Genomic DNA, 19814 nt, shown 5'->3' with positions numbered 1-19814 from the left:
CCGGCCTCGGTACGGGTCGGTACGACCGGACGACCAGACGCCCGGGACCAACACCCCCATCGCCCGCCTCGCGACCGGTCGGCGCGACCGGACAACCAGCCCCCGGGATCAGCGAACCTCACCGCCGCCCACGCGTTCCGGGACTCGAACCCTGGCTTGGCACCGGCGTACCAGCGCTCCAACACGGTGGCTACCACGGGGTGGCCGGCATGTGCCAGGTACAGCACCCGCGACTCCGCCACGTATCGATCGCACCGCCCCAGGAACCACTCGAACGAGACGGGTCGGGTGCGGGGAGGGGCGGCGACCATGTCTCCTGCAGGAGCGGCCCGCTCTCCGCGTCCCTTCTGCAAGAACGACCATCCTCCACGACCCCTCCCGCAGGAACGACAACCCTCCACGATCCCTCCCGCAGGAACGGCCCCCTGACATGCCTGCTGGAGGCCATTGCTGCAGAAGAAATGACGACGCACCGGTCGAAGCAGCCCGAGCGGCCGCCATCGCCCTAGGCGGCGTTGCTAAACGTGCTGGTTCCGCCGTCGCGACCGGCCTCATGCTTGCATGACCGACGGTGGGGCATCCGAGGGTGGGTCTGATGGGAGAATCGTCACATGCAGACCGCAGCCTCGTCCGAGGCGCTTCCGATGTTTCGCTTTCACCCCAATGCATATGACTTGGGTGTTTTCGAGAGTGTTTCCGGGACGTGTGATGCGTGCGGGGAGGACCGCGCGCTGCGATATACCGGGTCGTTCTATGCCGTCGACGAGGTGGAGTACATCTGCCCGTGGTGCGTAGCAGATGGAACGGCTGCTCGCGTGTTCGAAGGCGTGTTCTCGGACTACGCAGGTATCGACGGCGTCCCGCATGAGCCCGGGCTGCCAGTCACCGTCGACGTCGACGAAGCGATGGAAGTGAGCACGCGCACACCGTCATACCCGTCGTGGCAGCAGGAGCAGTGGAGGTCTCACTGCTGGACGAGCCCGATTTCGCCGCCGAGGTCGAGGGTGGTCTCGGGTGGGATCCGTCTCTACTGCGAACTCACCGGAGCCGTCCAATCGGCGATAGGAGGCGAGGTTGTCCAAGCCGCGCTCACCGGATTCGACCATCGCGTCCTGCCAGGCGGTGACACCCCAGGACAGCAGACGGCGCTGCGCCCGCAGGAATCCCTCGTCCAGCTCGGCGTCGGTGAACTTCGGCACCAGCCTGGACACCAGTTCCATGGCGCCTTCCTGCAGGCAACCGACCGGATAGCCCTCGGCATCGACCTCGATCCGACCGTCGGCCGGTTGCGGTGTGCCGGCATCGATGCCCGCGAGTTCCATCGCCTTGGAGTTGACCCAGGCACCGTGCCCGTCGCTGTTCGGCAGGTACACCGGGCGGTCGCTGACGACGGCGTCCAGCATCGCGGCAGTCGGGACACCGCCGGGGAAGGCCGGCATCGACCACCCGCCGCCACGGATCCACTCGGCTTCGGGGTGGTTGCGAGCGTAGGTCGCGATCTGTCGCAGGTATCCCTCGACCGTGTCGGACTCGGTCAGGTCGATCGTGACCAGGTCTCGTCCGGCGTGGTGGACGTGGATGTGTGAATCCTGGAACCCCGGCAGGACCAGTCCGCCGCCGGCATCGATCTCCTCGGTGCGACGCGGCGCCAAGGCGTCGACGGCCTCCTGGCCGATCGCGCTGATCCGTCCGTCCTCGACGGCAATCGGTTGATCCCGGACGTAACCGTCGACGAAGAGACGACCGTTGGCGATGATCACCCGGCGAGTCGGTTCGGAGGGCATCTCGTTCCCCTCCTGGGCGTGGTCGTCGGCCACGCTCGTCGGGAGAATTATGCCGGACGATTACCGGTTAGGCAGCCACTCGTTTTCGGTGTTACACAATCGGAACTTTTGTTTGGGTTGCGTTTGGCTACGGATTCCGTTGCTGAGAGTGGCCTATGCACGCATTTCCTGATCCACGGGTGGATCGGCGGGCAGCCATCACCCCGGCGCCGGCCGACTCACTGGGCCGAGCAGCAGTTCGGCGAAGTCGACCAGCCACCGATGGGCGGTGCGGTGATCCAATCCGGTCACCTGCTGTGACATCTGGATGCCGAGTCCGTCGGAGTAGGCCGCCATCTTCAGTGCAGTGGCATTGGGATCCACCGACCGGAAGGTCGAGTCGCTCACCCCACGCGCGATCACCCGTTCCAGGCAGTTCTGCCAGTGCCGGATTCGGTCGGCATAGGCGTCGGCGATCTCCGGCCGACGCGCGGTGGCTGCCCAGTAGTCGGCCCAGATCTTCCAGTGTTCGGAGGTCTTGTCAGGGTCGCCGAACAGCGAGTCGATCAGGATCAACATTGCTCGACGGGGATCGGGCTCGGAGTCGGCTGCCTGGACCACCTTGGCGTAGAAGCTCTCCGATTCGGTGATCACCACCGCGCTGAGGATCTCGTCGACACCGACGAAGTGATAGGTCACCGTCCCCACCGACACCTGCGCAGCGGCGGCGATGTCGCGCAGGGACGTCGCCGCCAACCCCCGTTCGACGATCACCGTCCTGGCAGCGGCGATGATCTGTTGTCGCCTCAGATCGGGGGCCAATCTGCGGTTCACACCGAGTCCCGGGAGACTGTGTCGCGTCGGTGATGATCGGCGACGGTCTGTTCCACACCGTCGATCTCGGCAACTGCCAGGACAAAGCTGTCGACGATGAACTCGGTCTCGGTGCAGCTGATCACCGAGCGGGTACGGACAGTTGCCGACCAGCCGTCGTTGGCGAGTCTGATCATCCAGTTCGACTCGGTCCGCGGGGAGGTCGGATCACCCTCGCGGATGGAATAGGTCTCCTCGGTCTCCTCCCAGAAGTCCAACCCGTCCGGATAGTGTCGGGTGCCGCCGTACCGCGGGTCGACCGTGATGATCGTCTCCCCCGAAACCACGTCATGACTGATCACGCGCTCCGGCCCGGGCTCGACAGCGCCGGCCGGCGCACTGATCGGGATCGGCCGTGTGTGCACTGCGGCCCCGAATTCCACCGGTGCAGGATCGGCATCGAGCAGCGGCAGCTCGAGTGTGCTCGCCCCGAGGTCGACCTGCAGTTCCGCATCGACCGGATGGGGCCAGACCCATGGCCAGTAATGGTTGCTCAGTGCGACCCGCAGCCGATGCCCGGCGGCGAACTCGTACCCTGCGGCGACCAGCGGCACTCGTACCTCCACCGGTTCCCCGGGCAGCAGCGCGTCATCACACTCCATCCCCTTGCGACGACGCAGATTCAACACCCCCCGACTGACCAGTCTGGATGTCCCGTCCGGGGCCACATCACACAGCCGGACGATCACCTGGCCTCGGTCGTGACTGGATTGCAGGCGGAGGCTGGCCACCGCACGGCCGAGCACCGTGACGGATTCGTCCAGCGGAAAATCGATGCCGACCGAGCGTCCATCCTCGGCCCGCTGGTCGGACGGGAGGTCGCCGGCATTGCCGAACGGGAAGAAGCGCCCGGCATCCTGCCCGGTCGCCCAGGGCGAGGCGACGATCGCGGTCTCGCCCTCCGCACCGAGACCGAGCACCGCACTCGACGCCGATCCCGGCCAGTCCACACCGACCCATCGACCCGCCGCCACCTCGACGTAGGTGGCCGGCGGCTCGGACTCGGTCACCCATGCGCGCAGGGCGGGTTCGTCCTCGACACCGGTGTCGATCCCCTTCAACCAGCGATCCCACCACCGCAAGGTCTCACCGAGGAAGTCGATCCCCGGACCCGGAGCCAATCCGCGATCGGGATACTGGTGCGACCAGGGGCCGATGATCCCCTTCACCGGGGACTCGAGGTTCTCCAGCAGTCGCAGCACGGTGTCCCGGTACGGATCGTTCCATCCGCCGACTGCCAGCACCGCCGCCCGGATGGCGGGGTAGTCCTCGCACACGCTGCCCCTGCGCCAGTAGTCGTCGCGGCGCCCGTGCGACAACCAGATCGGCCCCAGCGGTTGCTGCTCGGCAAGGCGTTGACGCCATTGCTCGACCCATCCGGGGCCGACGACCTCCGGTCGCGGCGGCCGGGAGGCGAAGGCCAGCATGGTTCCCGCCCAGGCCGCCATGTCGATGGCCAGGACCGAGCCACCCAGGTAGTGCACATCGTTGTCGTAGCGGTCGTCGGTGGAGCAGACGGTGACGATCGCCTTCAACGGTTCAGGGCATCGCTGAGCGAGTTGCAAAGAATTGAAGCCACCCCAGGAGATGCCGAACATGCCGACCTTGCCGTCGCACCACGGTTGCGCGGCCAACCAGGCGATGACCTCCTCCCCGTCGTCGAGTTCGACCTCGGAGTACTCATCGACGAAGAGCCCTTCGGAGCTGCCGGTCCCCCGGATGTCCACCCGGACCGAGGCGTACCCATGGGCGGCGTACCAGGGGTGGCGTTCGCTGTCGCGAACCGAGGTCCAGTCGTCCAGTCGGTACGGCAGATACTCCAGCAGAGCCGGCACCCGAACCTCCGTGGCCGGCAACCAGGCCCGGGCATGCAGCCGGATGCCGTCGGACATCGGGATCCACAGGTCGTGGACCCGGTAGCTGGACGGATCAAGATCAACCACAGCCATCAGGCGACAGCCACTCCTTCATCATTTCTGACCAGATGTCCGTTCCCGAGATCGCGCAGATGCGAGTCGGGGTCGCTGACGGGAACGATCGTGTCGGCATCACTACTCGGAAGATCATGGTGCCCCGGTTCCACCACGGCGTCCATCAGTGCCTTGGTGTAGGGATGTCGCGGGTCGTCGAACAACACATCGGTGGGCGCACTCTCCACCACGACACCTGAACGCATCACCATCACCCGGTCGGCCACGCTGCGGACGACGGCGAGATCGTGGCTGATGAACAGGCAGGACAGACCGCGCGAGGACCGCAGTCCCTCCAGCAGTTCCAGCACCTCGGCCTGCACCGAGACGTCCAACGCAGTGGTCACCTCATCGGCGATCAGCAGTTCCGGATCGGCAGCCAGGGCTCGGGCGATGCCGACCCGTTGGCGCTGCCCGCCCGAGAGCTGCGCCGGCACCCGATCGGCCATGGCAGGGGTCAATCCGACCTCGCTCAGCAGCCGTTCGACGTCGCGACGTATCGACGTCCCACCGTGTGCGCGGTCGAACACGCGCAGTGCGCGGCCGATCGCATCCCCCACGCTGCGTCGGGGATTCAGGGCCAGGTCGGCGTTCTGGAAGATCAACTGCATGGCTCGCCGAGCAGCGACCGGGCGACGGTGGGGCGGTTTCGACAGGTCCAGCCTGGCCCCATCGGCAGACACCAGCTCCGCGGAGCCGCCTTCGAGCGCAACGAGCCCGGCCAGGGCGGTGGCAATGGTCGACTTGCCGCTGCCGGACTCACCGACGACGGCCAGCGTCTCCCCGCGCCGCAGGGTCAGGTCGACACCGTTCACTGCCCGGCGCTCCGCACCCAGATACCGGATCTGCAGCCCGCGGCAGGAGACCAGCGGCGCCTCGGCGACCTCGTCTCGGCTGACCGCCGAACCGTGCACCCGTGGTGCGGCCTCCAGCAGCACGCGGGTGTAGTCGGTACGTGGAGATCCCAGCACCTGATCGGTCGGACCGCTCTCCACCTCCGTACCGTCCTTCAGCACCAGCACCTCGTCGGCGACCGCGGAGACCACACCGAGATCGTGGCTGACGATCAGCACCGCCATGCCGAGTCGTTCCTGCAGCTCGTTGATCAAGGACAGCACCGCCGCCTGGGTGATCACATCGAGGGCTGTCGTCGGCTCGTCCAGAACCAGCAACCGGGGGTCGGTGGAGACGGCCATGGCGATCGCCGCCCGCTGCTGCTGCCCGCCGGACAACTCGTGCGGATAGCGACGCAACAGTGCCCGCGGTGACGGCAGCCGGACCAGGTCGAAGAGCTCGGCCAGTCGGTCGGTGCCATGGGGAAGCCCGTGTCCGGCCAGCGTCTCGGCGACCTGATCGCCCACGGTCATCGACGGTGTCAGCGCGTGGCCGGCGTTCTGCGCCACCAGGCCGACCGACCCACCCCGCAGCTGACGCAGGCGTTCGGGAGGCAGCGCGAACACGTCCTCACCGAGGACCCGGATGCTGCCGGCATCGATCCGAGAGCCGTCACGAAGATGACCCAGGAGGGTACGGGCAGTGGTCGACTTGCCACTGCCGGATTCACCCACCAGCCCCAGGGTCCGGCCGATCGGCAGGCTGAAGGACACGTCACGGACCACATCGACCCGCCGACCGGCGGCGCGGTAGGAGATGCCGAGCCCGGAGATCTCGGCTGCCGGAACCGCTGCAGCGTTGTCGCTCATCACGCCACTCCTCGCCGGGCGCGATCGACGCCCAAGTACTTGGCCAGACCGTCGGCGGCCAGATTCAATCCGACGACCAGGGCGGACAGGGCGATGATCGGTGCCACCGTTCCTGCCGGGGCGACCGTGAGCGCGGCCCGGTTCTCCTGAATCATCAGCCCCCAGTCGGGAGCAGGCGGACTGACTCCGAAGCCGAGGAAGGACAGGGTCGAGACCAGCAGCACCACCCAGGACGCACGCATGGCGAACTCGACGAGGACGGTGTCCAGAATGTTCGGCAGCACCTCCCGGACGATGATTGCCGCCGAACTCTCCCCACGGGCACGGGCGGCGGTGACGTATCCGGTGGTCAGGATCGGGCGCGTTGCACCACGAACGACCCGGGCGACCGCAGGGATGTAGACGATCGAGATCGCCAGTACCAGCACGGGCAGGCCGTTGCCGAACACCGAGACGATCAGCAGCAGCGCCAGCACCGACGGTACGGCCAGTACAGCGTCCAGGACCCGGGTGATGGCCGTATCGACGAATCGCCCGTAGTAGGCCGCCACCGTACCGATGGCGGTACCGACGGCCACGGCGACCGCGGTCGCACAGACGGCGACGACCAGTGCGTAGCGGCCACCTTCGACGGTGCGGGACAAGATGTCGCGACCGTACTGGTCGGTCCCCAACCAGTGGGCCCAGCTGGCTCCGGCTAGGGCGTTGTCCGAGTCGGTGGCGATCGGATCGTACGGGGTGACCAGGGGGCCGAGGACGGCGACCAGTACCGTCACCGCCACCAGTACCGCGCCGATCCGGGCAGCCGGGTTGAGATCACCGAACTTGATCATGGGGTGACCTCCTGCTTGCGCCGCCGACGGGTGCTGCTCTCGAGACTGCGTTGCCGGGGATCGAGCAGCAGCGCCAGCACATCGGCGAGCAGGTTGACGACCACATAGACCAAGGCACTGAGGACGGCGATCGCCTGCAGCACGGGCAGGTCCCGGGTGGACACCGAGTCGATCATGAGCTTGCCCAGACCGGGATAGTTGAAGACCGATTCGACCACCACCACACCACCCAAGAGCCAGGCGACGTTGATCGAGATCACCGGCAGCACCGGCAGCACCGCACTCGGCAGCACGTGACGCAGCAGCACCTGTCGTCGCCGTACCCCCTTCAACTCCGCTGTGGTGGCGAACTCCGAGGCCAGTGTGTCGATCGTCGAGGAACGCATCGCGCGGATGATGTAGGCCGCCATGGCAATCACCAGGGTGAGCGCGGGCAGCACGATCGAGGGCAGCAACTCGGTGACCGTCGCCTCCGATCCCTGCAACACCACGGCCGGGAAGATCGGGACCATGATCGCCAGCAGCAGGACCAACACGGTGGCGACCACGAACTCCGGGATGCTCATCAGCACCAGCGCGACCACCGAGATGGAGGAATCCGTGGTGGTGCCGCGGCGGGCGCCGGCCAGCACCCCGAGGGCCACCGAGAGTCCGATGCCGACCACGATCGCCGGGAGGGCGATCAGCAGGGTATTGCCGAAGGCCGACCACAACTCCGACGAGACCGATTCGCCGGAGACCAGTGAGGTACCGAAATCACCGGTCACAGCGCCTCCCAGCCACTGCACGAACCGCAACCAGACCGGTGCGTCGAGACCCAGCTGTTCCCGAAGTGTGGCCACTGCCTCCGGTGTCGCATTCTGGCCGAGCAGTTGCTCGGCGACATCGCCGGGAAGTGCCTGCACGGCGAAGAAGACGAAGAATGCCGCCAGGAACAGGGTGATCACACCCGACGCGAGTCGATAGGCGATCATCTTGATCATCTCAGGCCTCCCTCAAACCCAGTCGTAGGTAGTCCATCTCGAAGCCGTACTCGTCGTAGTTGACGACCTCCTCGGACAGTCCGACCAGGCGGTCACCGAACACCGGTGTCAGTTCCGGGCTGTCCTCGACGATCAACCGCTGTGCGTCGGCGTACTTGCTCCGCCGGCTCTCCTCGTTCAGGTCCGCCCTGGCGGAGTCGAGCAACTGGTCGAAGCGCTCGTTCGACCAGGCGGATTCGTTGTAGCTCGATCCGCTGCGGAAGATCTGGTTCAGCAGTTGATCGATCGGACGACCGGTGAACCAGTAGCTGACCATCAGCGACTGAACCATCCACACCTCGGTGTAGTAGGAGTCGGCCGCCACATTCGTGATCTGCAGGTTGATCCCGGCGGCGGATACCTGTTCGGCATAGGCGGTGGCGATCGCGGTCAGATTCGGTTCGTAGGCCGAGGTGTAGATCGGCAGGCTGAGGTCGGCCCGACCGGCCTTCTGCAGCAGGGATCTCGCCTGTTCCGGGTCATGGGCCCGCGGTACGTCTGCCCAGGCAGCGAGTTCGGGTGGTACGGGATTGTCCCAACCCGCCGTGCCCGTTCCCTGCAGAGCCGTGCCGAGGATCGCGGTCGGGTCGTAGGCGAGTTTCATCGCCATCCGGACATCGGGGTCGGCGAACTCCGCCGACGTCGCCAACATGGGGATCGTGTACCACTGCGCATTCGGCACCGAGGCGACGGTCGTACCGTTGGAGCTGGCGACCACTCGTGCGGTCGGATTGTCCAGGTTCGTCTGCGACAGCAGGTCGACCTGCCGGGCCAGCAGCGCGTTGACCCGGGCCGAGGTGTCCTGGATGGAGTAGAAGTCGATCCCGTTCAGGGCCGGTGCGCCGTCGAAGTAGTCGGGGTTGGCGATCACGGAGCCGGCACCTGCGGCGGCGAAGGAGGTCAGGGCGAACGGTCCGGTGCCGATGCCGGTGGAACCGATTGTGGCGGCCGAATCGGCCGGGACGATGTAGCACTGGTAGGCGGTGAGGAGGGAGGGGAACTCCGCGTTGGGTGTGCCGAGGACGAATCGCACCGTGGTGTCGTCCACTGCCACGATCTCGTCGATGATCGACAGCGGGCCGGCCTGGGGTGAGGCGGTGTCGGGGTCGAGGATGTGCAGCACGCTGTAGCGCACATCCTCGGCGGTGAGTGGGCGCCCGTCGTGGAACCGGACGCCGGCACGAAGCAGGAAGGTCCAGACTGTCGCATCGGAGTTCGGTGACCACTCCAGGGCCAGATCGGGGATGGTCTCCCCGTTGCGATCCAGCCGGACCAGCCGGTTGTAGATCGCCCCGAGGTACTCATAGGCCGACAGCGAACTCGCCGGATCCAGGGTCTCGGCCGCGCTGGCGGCGGGCCGGGCGATCCGCATCACCCCGCCTGCTCGCGGCTGACCGGTGGCAGCCTGCTCGTTGAGCTGCAGGGCAGGCGCACCGCAGGCTGAGCCCAGGCCCAACGCGGCCGCACCCCCGAGCAGGCCGGTCAGGGCCTGGCGTCGGCTGATCGTCGGCACCATGTCCTTCCTCCTTAATCGTTCACTTGAACGATAATCAGGGGTGGCTGCTGACCGCAGGCGGAATCGGTGCTTTTGTGACGCGATCGAAACATCGGCGTCAGGCCGAATAGATCGCGACCTCGGAGGCTTTCACCGACAAGATCACCTCGGACCCGGGCCGCAGCCCGAGTTCGGCGACCGCCGCCGCGGTCAGATCGGCCGCGAAACGGTCGGTGTGCACCCGCAGCAGGTCTCCCATCGGTTCGAGTTCGGTGATCGTGGCCGGATGCGCATTGCGGGGACTGGAATCGGTGGGCACGCTCGCGGAGACGATCACCGCACTCGGCCGAAAGACCGCGACCGCACGCTGTGACTGCGCCGGTACGGGTGAACCGGTCCCCCACAGTCGCACTCCCTCGGCGGTCCGCAGTGCTCCGTCGTCAAAGACGCCGGTGGCGAAGTTCAATCCCGCGAACTGCGCGCCGAAGCGGCTGCGGGGCCGGGTGAGCACTTCGGCGGTCGTACCGGACTCGACGACCCGACCCTGTTCGAGTACCACCACCCGGTCGGCCAGCAACAGCGCATCCAGCACCTCGTGGGTGACCAGCACTGTCGTCTGGGTGGCGAGGACCCGGCTGAGCAGTTGCCGGACCTCGACGGCCACCGCGACGTCCAGGGCCGCCAGCGGCTCGTCCAGCAACAGCAGGTCCGGTTGTGCTGCCAGGGCACGGGCGATCGCCACGCGCTGCGCCTGACCGCCGGACACCTGATCGGGGCGCCGGTCGGCCAGCTCAGCGGCACCGACCCGGTCCAACCATTGACGGGCCGTGGCCCTGGCCTCGGAACGTCCTGCTCCTGTGCTGCGCGGCCCGAATCCCACATTGTCGATCACCGACAGGTGCGGGAAGAGGAGTGCCTCCTGGGCGAGCAGTGACGTACCCCGGGCGTACGGCGGGCGCCATACCCGACGAGACGCCTGTCGATCATGGGCTGTGCCGCCAAGATCGAACAGGACCTTCTCCCCCAGACTGGCGCGGCCCCGGTCAGGGCGGATCAGACCGGCGATCGTGTTCAACACCGTGGACTTGCCCGAACCGTTCGGCCCGAGCAGCGCCACCCGTTCACCGGCGGCGACCTCCAGGCCGACCCGGACATCGCGTTCATCGGACTCCAACTCGACCTGCAGGCCGATCGGCGTGTCTCGCGTACCGCCGCTCACACTGCATCACCGCTCACAGGGCACCGCCACTCACAACGCACCGCCACTCACAACGCACCGCCACGCCGGCCCTGCCAACCGCGGACGAGGCCGATCACAGCGATGGCGATCACGACCAGCAGCAGCGACAGCGCTACTGCGGCATCCGGGTCGGTCTCGCGCTGCAGATAGATCTCCAGCGGCAGGGTACGGGTGACGCCCTGCAGACTTCCCGCGAAGGTGATGGTGGCGCCGAACTCGCCGAGCGAGCGGGCGAAGGCCAGGATCGCTGCCGACACGAGTCCCGGCAGCACCAGCGGCAGCGACACCCGCCACAACGTGGTCGACGGTCGCGCCCCGAGTGTCATGGCGATCTGTTCGTACCGCTCCCCGGTGGTGCGCAGGGTTCCCTCCAGGCTGACCACCAGGTAAGGCAGGGAGACGAAGGTCTGCGCCAGTACCACCGCGGTGGTGGTGAAGGAGATGCTCAGCCCGAACGCCTCCAGGTAGCGGCCGAGGAGACCGAGCCGGCCGTAGGTGTAGAGCAGCGCGATCCCGCCGACCACGGGCGGCAGCACCAGCGGTAGCAGGACGACCGAACGCAGCAGGTCCTGGCCGGGAAAGCTGGTACGCGCCAGCGCGAAGGCCAACGGAACTCCGAGCAGGACGCAGATGATCATGCTCGCCGACGAGGTCTGCAGGCTCAACCACAGCGCTGCCCGGGAGGACTCGCTGCTGATCAAAGAGCCGAACTCCGACCAGTTGACCCGGGCCACGATCGCCACCAGCGGCAAGATCACGAACACGGCACCGAGCAGCGCCGGCAGCAGCAGCCAGCGCGGCAGGGATGCCGAGATACGCACCGGCGATCGCCTGCCGGTCCGCACTGTGCGTGGTTCCTCGATGGTCCTCACCTCACGGTTGACCGAAACCGGCCTCGGCCAGTGCGGCTTGGCCCTGCGGGCCGACCACGAAGCCGACGAACTGCCGGCCCACGTCGGTGTGCGGACTCCCATCGACCGTCGTGATCGGATAGCGGTTCACAGCTTGCGCCGACTCGGGGAAGTCGACAGCCTCGACGCTGCCATCGGCGGCGATCACATCGGTGACGTAGACCAGCCCGGCATCGGCCTCCCCGCTGCCGATCTTGTTCACGACATCGGTGACGGACTGCTCCTCACTGACCGGCTCGATCTCGACACCGGCAGCGCCCTCGACAGTCTGCGCAACCTCCCCGCAGGGCACCTGCGGAGCACAGAGAACGGTCTTCAGCTCGGGGTTCTGCAGATCGGCCAGTCCGGTCACGCCATGCGGATTTCCCGGAGCGACCGCGATCGTCAACACATTGGTCGCGAAGTCGATCGGTTCACCGGCACTCATTCCCGCCTCGGTCAGCGTGGTCATGGTGGCGGTGTTCGCCGAGGCGAACACATCGACCGGGGCACCCTCGACGATCTGCTGCACCAGGGTGGACGAGCCGTTGAAGTCGAACCTCACGCTGGTTCCGGGGTTGGCTGCCTCGAACTGTGAGCCGATCTCGGTGAAGGTCGCGTTCAGTGAGGCCGCCGCGAACACGGTCAGGGTGGTCGTCTCGGTGTCGCCGCCCGGTCCGGCGTCGTCGGTACAACCGGTGAGCAGCAGTACCGGGATGACCACAGCGGCGACCAGGGGGGTCCGGCGTGCGGGGGCCGCCCGGCCACGGTCGTGCACCTTGTTGAGCCGTTGTGGTGCCGGGAAGCCCATCACCCTCATCCTTCCGCCAGTTCGACCACGACATTGGTCGACTTGATCACTGCCACGGCGACGCTGCCGACTTCCAGGCCCAACTCCTCGACCGCCTCGCTGCTCATCAGTGAGACGACCCGGTAGGGCCCGCACTGCAGTTCCACCTGCGCCATCACGGTGTCGGCGGTGACCTTGGTGACCAGTCCGACGAAGCGGTTCCTGGCGGAACTGGGGGCACCTGGTGGGGATGGGACCTGAGCGGCATGCGTGCGCGCGAAGTCGGCCAGCACCCTGCCGTCGACCACCTTCCGGCCGGCCGTGTCGGTGATCGCCGCCAGTTGCCCGGAGGCGATCCACCGGCGAACGGTGTCGTCACTGACGGCCAGGAAGCCGGCTGCATCCGAAATCCGCAACTGCGCCATGTTGAGCACTATCGCACATCATCTGCGGATCTTATTGAGGGTTTTCACCGCTTCTCGTGGAAACGCCCCGGCTGTCCGCACGGCAGGCGGCACTGCAATCACTCACCCCCTCGTCGGATCAGCTGGCCGCATACTGGACCGAGCGACGCAATGCCCCGGAGGTGATGATCTTTGTCGTACCGGTACTCCAGCCTGACCCGCGCCCTGGCGGACCGGCGATCACCTCTGCGCGAGTGGTTCGACGCCGAGCTCGCGGTCGGCTTGCGGCAGGTGCAGTCGGAGCATCTGCGCGACAGCGGGCCACTGCTCGTACCTGCGGGCAGCGCGAACCCGGGGACTCTCGGTGCCGGTGTCGATTTCGCCCTGCGGTACCTGGTCGAACCGGACGACTTCCCGGTGATCGCGGCGATCGCCTTCTCCACTGCGGCCCGGATGGTCATCCGCGAGGTCGGGCTGGTGGCCACCGATGCGGCGCTGTCCGGGGACCGGCCGCTGCTCGCCCGGGCATGCTGGGCACTGGCGTTGTGCACCGAGGTCTACCGGGCCGGCCCGCGTCCCGATTCGGCACTGACCCGGCTCGGGATGTCCGGGTTCAGCGTGGATGCCCTGTTGTCACTGGCCCCGGCCGACGGGGTACGCCAAAGTGTCGAGATGCTCGAGCTGGCGAGTGCGGCACTGCTGCCGAAAGTTGATCATGATCAGGTGGTCCTCGGCCCGGAGTTCGAGGGGTCTCAGTTCTGCGCGGCCGATGCCGACCTGATCTGCGGTGATCTGCTGCTCGACATCAAGACCCGACTCGGTGACGTCGATCGGCGCACCGGTGATCGCCGGGACAAGCTGCCTGCCTCCGACCTCCACCAGCTCATCGGCTACGCCCTGTTCGACCGTTCCGACCACTTCGGCATTCGCCGGGTCGGCATCTACTCCGCGCGGTACGCCAGGCTCAGCACCTGGGACTTGGAGGACCTGTTGACGCGACTTGCCGGGCACCCGGTCGACCTGACTGAGGCGCGGCGGCATATGTGGTCATTGCTCGGGGGATGGTAACGGACCACCGATGACCGATTCGAGCGAATCGGTAGCGGGTATCGAACCAGCCCGCCTCCCTCTTTCAGTCGGCAAGATGGAGTCTTGAGGAACTGCCCTGACAGGGTCCGATGCGATGGGTTCAGACTGTTTGAAGTAGAGCACAGGCAACTTTCCGAATAACCCTTTACAAGGCAGCTGGAAGTGTTCAGACTGATACCCCGCCCCCTGATGTTGGAGCACTAATGGACCCGGTGCTTTTCTCATTTCTCGCCTTACTCACATCAGTTGCATCTGCCATTGCCGCTGTTTCGACTAGCGTGTCCAACTACCGTACGAAACGCAACACCCAGGCGGCTCAGGCGTTGAACGCTCTCATTGATGCCCAGGCAGTATCCGCACGACATACGATCGGCAACGCGCAAGGGTTCGAACGAGGGTGCTTACCCAGGATGAGCACAACCACTTCGTTGACGCAGCCTTCCAGTTGATGTGGGCAATTCAACGAGCTGATTTCGCACGCTCGACAATCAAGCCCACGGGACTGGCGGTACGCGAAGGCAAGTGGCTGTACCGGCAGCTTGAAAGCATCGCTCCTGAGCTACAGGACGCTATCAACCTTCATGGGAAGAATGTCAACTTGAAACCCACACTGACTTACACGAACGAGGTCCTCGACAAACTGCCAGACCCAGTCAGGAACTCATTCGGGCTTGCGGTGGCTGCGAAGCGATTCGGCCCGCTCCGAGCCCCCTCCGGGCCGTACAGGCCAACCGTAATGTGACGCACTCCAGTAAACTTGCCAGTGTCTGCGGTGCAGTTGGCCGCTCAGATCACCAAGTGAGGCGGACCGGAGAACGCTCAAGTTCCTCTGGTCGGGGACGGTGTGGAGCGGATGACGGGAATCGAACCCGCATGCTCAGCTTGGGAAGGCGATTCAGCGCGATTCGGGTCAGCTGATCCCTGTGGTCACGCTGGTTACCTATTGCCGATCCTGCTTGCTTCTTGACCGATCTCGTGCACGTCGCCGTACACGAGCGTGGTGTCGGCCCCGTACGCTGGTGGAATCCCGACGCGGATCGATCCGCTGGCGCCAAGAGCAGGCAACCCCGACACTGGAGGTTAAGTTGGATCCTGTCCTCATTACCGCCTTAGCTTCAGCACTGTCCGCCCTGGTGTATGAGGGCATGACGTTGGTGACATGTGTGTGGACTCGGGTGGCCGGGGGCTGATCGGCGCAGGCGGTGTGGGGTCGATGGTAGTTGTAGTGGTGGACCCAGGTGCTGATCGCTTGGCGTCGTTCGGTCTCGGATTCGAAGGCGTGGGCGTAGAGGCATTCCTCGGTCAGGAGGCGCTGGTAGCGCTCGACTTTCCCGTTGTGTCTGGGCGTGTAGGGGCCGGTCCGTTGGTGTCGCGCCGCGTGGGCGGTCACGGTCCGAACGAAGGTTCTGGCGCGGTAGTTCGCGCCGTTGTCGGTCACTACTCGGACCAGTCGGGTGATGCCATGGGCGGTGAAGAACGCCCGAGCGCGGCAGAAGAAGCCGATCCTGGTTGTGGCGGTCTCGTTGTCCAGGGCTTCGGTGTAGGCCAGGCGGGAGTAGCCGTCGATCGCGGTATGGAGATAGGTGTAGCCGACCCGCTGTTTGTGGGCGCGTTTGCCGGCTAGTGCCCGGGTGCTGCCGCGGCCGTGGATTCGCCAGCCGCCCCCGTCGGGGATCGTGCCGACCTTCTTCACGTCCAGGTGGATCATGTGCCCAGGGAACCGTGCGGTGATCTTCTGCGGTTCGCGGTTGTTCTCCCCGATCGGGTCGAGGTCTCGGCGCCGTGAGATCCCGAGCCGGGCCAGCCTGAAGCGACCCAGGTTTCTTGCCGCTCCTATGCGGGTTGCGGCTCTCGGGTGAGGGCTGCGTAGTGGGCGTGCTCGAACTCGGCGGGTGGGACGTAGCCGAGGCTCGAGTGAAGCCTACGAGTGTTGTACCAGTCGACCCAGCCGGCGGTCGCGAACTCGACGTCCGCGATCGTCCGATACGGTCCGTCGTGGAACACCGTCGTGCGGATGCACTCGGCTTTGTAGAGCCCGTTGATGGTCTCCATGAGGGCGTTGTCGAACGCGTCGCCGACGGACCCGATCGAGGGTGCGATGCCGTCGAGCGCGAGCTTGTCGGTGTAGGCCAGCGAGACGTATTGAGACCCGGCGTCCGAATGTGCCCGCAGCTGCTTCGGCTGGACCGGGTGCCCGTCACGCGCTCGTTCCCAGAGCGCCATGCGCAGCGGGATCATGACCAGCTCGACGTGCTTGGTGGTCTGCGCATGCCAGGCGACGATGCGTTGCGAGTAGACGTCGACGATGAACGCGACGTAGACCCATCCGGCCCAGGTGCGGCAGTAGGTGAAGTCCATCACCCAGGTGTGATCCGGGCGCGGCGCGGTGAAGTCGCGGTTCAGCAGGTCGCCGGCACGGATCCCGTCTTTGGCGGGGATCGTGGTGCGGATGCCTTTGTCGCGGCGGATTCCCGACAGGCCGAGGGCGCGCATGGCCCGGTCGACCGCGCCTCGCGACGCGCCCGGGATCGTGGTGCGCCGGATCAGCGCGGTCATCTTTCGTCGCCCGTAAAGGCCCTCCGGCGTCAGCTTCCTCAGCGGCCGGCCCGCGATCTCAACAGTCGTCCACGCGGCCGCTCGGACCGCGTCGTGGACTTGCGCGTCCGTGATCGTCCGCGCTGCGACGACGCCTTGCCGGTGGGCTCGATAGGTGCGCGCGGCGATCTTCACGCCCTGCTCACGCAGGACCCGGATGATCGACTCGACCGCGTGACCTTCCGCTCTCATCGTGTCGATGAAACCCAGCATCAACGGTTGCGGGGGTCGAGTTCCCCCGCGAAGAAAGTCGTCGCCGCGCGCAGGATCGCGACATCCTCACGCAGACGACTGTTCTCGGCTTTGAGCCGCTTGATCTCGGCATGCTCGACGCTGGTGATCCCGTCGCGGGTGCCGTCGTCGATATCGGCTTGCAGCACCCACCGGCGCACGGACTCGTGGCCGACGCCGACCTGGCGGGCAACGGCCGCTGACGCGGCCGTCAACGACGGATACTCCGACCGGTGCTCACGCACCAGCCGCACCGCCCGGTCACGGAGGGCGGGATCGATCTTCTTCGGCATGACATACATCCTTCCAACTCAAAAGGATGCGGCATCAAACCTGGGGCGCTTCAGCCACCGGTCGATCGTGCGGACACTGTGGTGGTGGCCCTGGTCGGCGAGTTCGGCCGTGATCCTGCGGGCCGACCACTTGTGATCGCGTCGCCAGGCATCGATCAGCTCGATCACCTCGACCGCAAGCCGCGACGGGCGCCTGTGTGGGGCACTGGACCGATCAACCAACGCTTCGGGACCGTCCAGGCGATAGCGCTGCACCCATTTGGTCACAGTGGAGCGGGCAATTCCGGCCTCAGCAGCGACATGAGCGATCGGACGACCATCGACCTCAGGTGCCGGTCACGACCGCGGACGGTCAACTAGCTGTTGACGGCGCGCCCTCACCAGATACCGATACCGACTCGATGAAGCCGTCAGCCCCGCCAGATGAGGGCGGTCGTACATCGGTCGTACATCAGCAAGCCGGCCGGACGAAGAAGCTGAGCGGTGAAAGTGACTCTGACTAGGGGAGAGGATCTGGAGCGGATGACGGGAATCGAACCCGCATTCTCAGCTTGGGAATTCAACGCCTGACTGAGAACTGGCGGAATTGCTGGAATCGGACGCACCGATCCGTGGTCTAGGACCGCTCCCGGCACGGAGGATCGTGCCAGGCATCGTGCCAGGTCAGAGCCGTCGCGATGGCGGAGTGGACACGAGATGTTCCCCCTGACCCGGACGAGATCCTCTGGCCTGACCCGCTGCACCCGGATCCAGACCTGAGGATCAGTGACGACGAACTTCTCGCGGTCCTCCAGCATTACAGTCCGGGCTCCGCGCCGATGATGGTGGGCACAGCCACTGTGAGCAAGTCTGGCGAGCGGGAGATCCGCGTCCGACGGCAGCCCGGCGCCATCGAGGCCATCTCACAGTTCCCCTGGTTGCGGCTGAACGGGCCCAAGTTTGCTGCGTTCATAACGGTCGAGTGCGACGAGCCAATGATGGCCGGCCTGCTCGAAGAGTTTCCGATCCCCCCGAACCTCCTCTCGGTTCGCGTATGTGGCGACATCGGCAGATATCACGCGACCTGGCTGCTCCGTCAGCCTGTCCGTAAGGATGAGCCGAGACAGAGCGGCTTCTTCCGTCGTGTCGTCGACACCATGCGCACGGTCCTGCACTGCGACCCTGGATACACCGACTGCTTGATGCGCAATCCGTTTCATCGCGGCCCTGACTACTACACCCGCTACCTCCACACAGCCAAGGTCACTCTCACTCAGCTTGCCGAAGCCTGCGAGGAGGCCGGCGTCCCAGTGCCTGGCCCCGGCCGTCACGGCACCAAAGCGTCCGGATCCCCGGCACCAGTGCCCGCCACAGACCGCCAGCCTCCGCGCCACGAACATCCCGTCGCCGTGATCGAAGGCATCGAGTGGCTCACTCACCCCACACCGGGGCAGGTCAAGCGCAACAGCTCACTGTTCCGGGCCGCGATCCGGAGGTTCATGGATCAGGCTGCAGCAGGCCGGACGGTTCAGGAGACCGCTGTGGCCCAGTCCCTCCTCAAGGACAACGCGGCCCTCAAGGCCGTCGACTCCCGGGGACCCCTCAGCCTGGTGGAGGTGTACGGCATCGCACGTTCGGTCACGAGACGGTGCAGCTCAGAACAATGGATAGAGCGACACCGACGGTTCGCTGCGGGCAGCATCGGTGCGTCATACACGGACGAGGAGCGGAGACGGGGTGGCCTCACCCGATCCGCCCAGCCCAGTGCAGCGGAGGTCCGCCTGCGAGGGCTCACACGAGGCCGGCAGACCCAGTCGGCGGAAGCCGAACTGACCGCTGCGAGGATCCGAGCCATGGCGGAGGACGGTGCGACGCGAGCCGAGATATCAGCACGAGTGTGCCGATCTGAATCATCGGTCCGCGCCAGGCTCCGGGAAGCATCCATCTCCAGCCCGACATCGAAGCAGGTCGCCCGGAACACCCTGATCGCAGATGCCGTCATGTGCCGCGCTCAAGGCATGACACTTCAGCAGATCGCTGACCGGACCGGCAAGTGCGTGTCCACGATCCACCGCTGGCTCACCCGTGCCGCCGCCGAGGATGATCAGCTCGGCCACGACGACACCGGTACCTGCCAGAGCGAGGTCAGGAGCCAGAATCCTCGGGCTCCTAGGAAGCCCCATGGCTCACTTCATACCCCAAATGCTGGTCGTCCCCCTGGTATACCTACCCATCGCGCGAAAAATGGAAAACGAGTGATCTCAGTCAATGAGGCGTCCTGCAGCTCGGCATTCTCCGGCAGTCCGATCGGGCGCAAGGCTCCCCTTCGATCAACGGCCACGCGATCCGGACCGCCGTCCGAAGCTCTCGATTCACGATCAATGACACCCGCGGCCCGCCAAACGAAGGAGATACCAATGAGTGAACGGACCGGATACCTGCCGATTCCCCGAGCAGCACAGGAGATCGGAGTCAGCAAGCCCACTCTCTACCGCTGGATCAGCATCAACGTTGCCCGCGTCGTGCACACACCGGGCGGCCAGATGATCATCTCCGAGGACGAGGTGGACCGACTCAAACAACTCGTGATACAGCGGGTGGATTGATCAATTGATCAACAGACACCGAGGGGCTCGCGGAAGTG

General features: G+C 66.0%; 14 protein-coding genes and 3 pseudogenes. 3 read left to right on the top strand and 14 right to left on the bottom strand.

Features of this window, described 5'->3' with window-relative positions:
* Positions 1–611: 611 nt before the first annotated feature.
* Positions 612–911: pseudogene (locus tag CLV29_RS17250) on the top strand (CbrC family protein); the annotation flags it as partial.
* An 18-nt stretch (positions 912–929) separates the two neighbouring features.
* Here CLV29_RS17250 and CLV29_RS13885 read toward each other — a convergent pair.
* The 11 genes from CLV29_RS13885 to CLV29_RS13835 all read right to left on the bottom strand — a co-directional run bounded on the left by CLV29_RS13885 (position 930) and on the right by CLV29_RS13835 (position 13004).
* The gene (locus CLV29_RS13885) at positions 930–1784 is read right to left on the bottom strand and encodes an amidohydrolase (RefSeq protein WP_133755656.1); all 855 of its coding nucleotides are present in this window, start codon (positions 1782–1784) and stop codon (positions 930–932) included.
* Between the two features lie 198 nt (positions 1785–1982).
* Positions 1983–2597, bottom strand: a complete 615-nt coding sequence (locus CLV29_RS13880) for a TetR/AcrR family transcriptional regulator (RefSeq protein ID WP_133755655.1) — start codon at positions 2595–2597, stop codon at positions 1983–1985.
* Positions 2594–4585: a CocE/NonD family hydrolase gene (locus CLV29_RS13875; RefSeq protein WP_133755654.1), complete on the bottom strand. Its 1992-nt coding sequence runs from the start codon at positions 4583–4585 to the stop codon at positions 2594–2596. Before CLV29_RS13875 ends, CLV29_RS13880 begins: the two co-directional genes overlap by 4 nt.
* Positions 4585–6309, bottom strand: coding sequence for an ATP-binding cassette domain-containing protein (locus tag CLV29_RS13870; RefSeq protein ID WP_133755653.1), 1725 nt, complete (start codon positions 6307–6309; stop codon positions 4585–4587). Before CLV29_RS13870 ends, CLV29_RS13875 begins: the two co-directional genes overlap by 1 nt.
* On the bottom strand, positions 6309–7142 hold the full coding sequence (locus tag CLV29_RS13865) for an ABC transporter permease (protein ID WP_133755652.1): 834 nt from the start codon (positions 7140–7142) through the stop codon (positions 6309–6311). The genes CLV29_RS13870 and CLV29_RS13865 overlap by 1 nt, the downstream gene beginning before the upstream one ends.
* Entirely contained in the window at positions 7139–8125 is a 987-nt protein-coding gene (locus CLV29_RS13860) for an ABC transporter permease (RefSeq protein ID WP_133755651.1), read from the bottom strand. Before CLV29_RS13860 ends, CLV29_RS13865 begins: the two co-directional genes overlap by 4 nt.
* Position 8126: 1 nt before the next feature.
* Positions 8127–9680 carry an ABC transporter substrate-binding protein gene (locus tag CLV29_RS13855; RefSeq protein ID WP_133755650.1) on the bottom strand — a complete coding sequence of 518 codons (1554 nt, stop codon included), beginning with the start codon at positions 9678–9680 and terminating at the stop codon, positions 8127–8129.
* A gap of 97 nt (positions 9681–9777) precedes the next feature.
* Positions 9778–10878: a sulfate/molybdate ABC transporter ATP-binding protein gene (locus tag CLV29_RS13850; RefSeq protein ID WP_243831938.1), complete on the bottom strand. Its 1101-nt coding sequence runs from the start codon at positions 10876–10878 to the stop codon at positions 9778–9780.
* Positions 10879–10925: 47 nt separating this feature from the next.
* Positions 10926–11720, bottom strand: a complete 795-nt coding sequence (locus tag CLV29_RS13845) for an ABC transporter permease (protein WP_243831937.1) — start codon at positions 11718–11720, stop codon at positions 10926–10928.
* A 52-nt stretch (positions 11721–11772) separates the two neighbouring features.
* Positions 11773–12600 carry a molybdate ABC transporter substrate-binding protein gene (gene modA / locus CLV29_RS13840; RefSeq protein ID WP_133755648.1) on the bottom strand — a complete coding sequence of 276 codons (828 nt, stop codon included), beginning with the start codon at positions 12598–12600 and terminating at the stop codon, positions 11773–11775.
* Positions 12601–12605: 5 nt separating this feature from the next.
* Complete coding sequence (locus CLV29_RS13835; RefSeq protein WP_133755647.1) at positions 12606–13004, bottom strand: TOBE domain-containing protein; 399 nt, start codon at positions 13002–13004, stop codon at positions 12606–12608.
* A gap of 171 nt (positions 13005–13175) precedes the next feature.
* Between CLV29_RS13835 and CLV29_RS13830 the strand changes: the two genes are divergently transcribed.
* Positions 13176–14051: a hypothetical protein gene (locus CLV29_RS13830; RefSeq protein WP_133755646.1), complete on the top strand. Its 876-nt coding sequence runs from the start codon at positions 13176–13178 to the stop codon at positions 14049–14051.
* 1153 nt (positions 14052–15204) lie between these two features.
* Here the strand turns inward: CLV29_RS13830 and CLV29_RS13825 are convergent.
* The 3 genes and pseudogenes from CLV29_RS13825 to CLV29_RS13815 form a co-directional block, all read right to left on the bottom strand.
* A pseudogene (locus CLV29_RS13825) lies at positions 15205–15876 on the bottom strand (integrase core domain-containing protein); the annotation flags it as partial.
* Between the two features lie 29 nt (positions 15877–15905).
* Positions 15906–17191 (bottom strand): IS3 family transposase gene (locus CLV29_RS13820; protein ID WP_133755645.1). Its coding sequence is split into 2 segments (ribosomal slippage): positions 15906–16918 and positions 16918–17191, totalling 1287 coding nucleotides; the frame shifts between segments, so codons are not numbered across the junction.
* A gap of 45 nt (positions 17192–17236) precedes the next feature.
* Positions 17237–17512 (bottom strand): annotated as a pseudogene (locus CLV29_RS13815) (helix-turn-helix domain-containing protein); the annotation flags it as partial.
* A gap of 356 nt (positions 17513–17868) precedes the next feature.
* On the opposite strand from CLV29_RS13815, the gene CLV29_RS13810 reads away from it, so the two are divergent.
* Positions 17869–19776 carry a helix-turn-helix domain-containing protein gene (locus CLV29_RS13810; RefSeq protein WP_133755644.1) on the top strand — a complete coding sequence of 636 codons (1908 nt, stop codon included), beginning with the start codon at positions 17869–17871 and terminating at the stop codon, positions 19774–19776.
* Positions 19777–19814: the final 38 nt, after the last annotated feature.

The sequence above is a fragment of the Naumannella halotolerans genome (assembly GCF_004364645.1).
Taxonomy (GTDB): domain Bacteria; phylum Actinomycetota; class Actinomycetes; order Propionibacteriales; family Propionibacteriaceae; genus Naumannella; species Naumannella halotolerans.
Note: the sequence above shows the minus strand (reverse complement) of the source record. Positions and strands in the feature narration are given on the sequence as shown.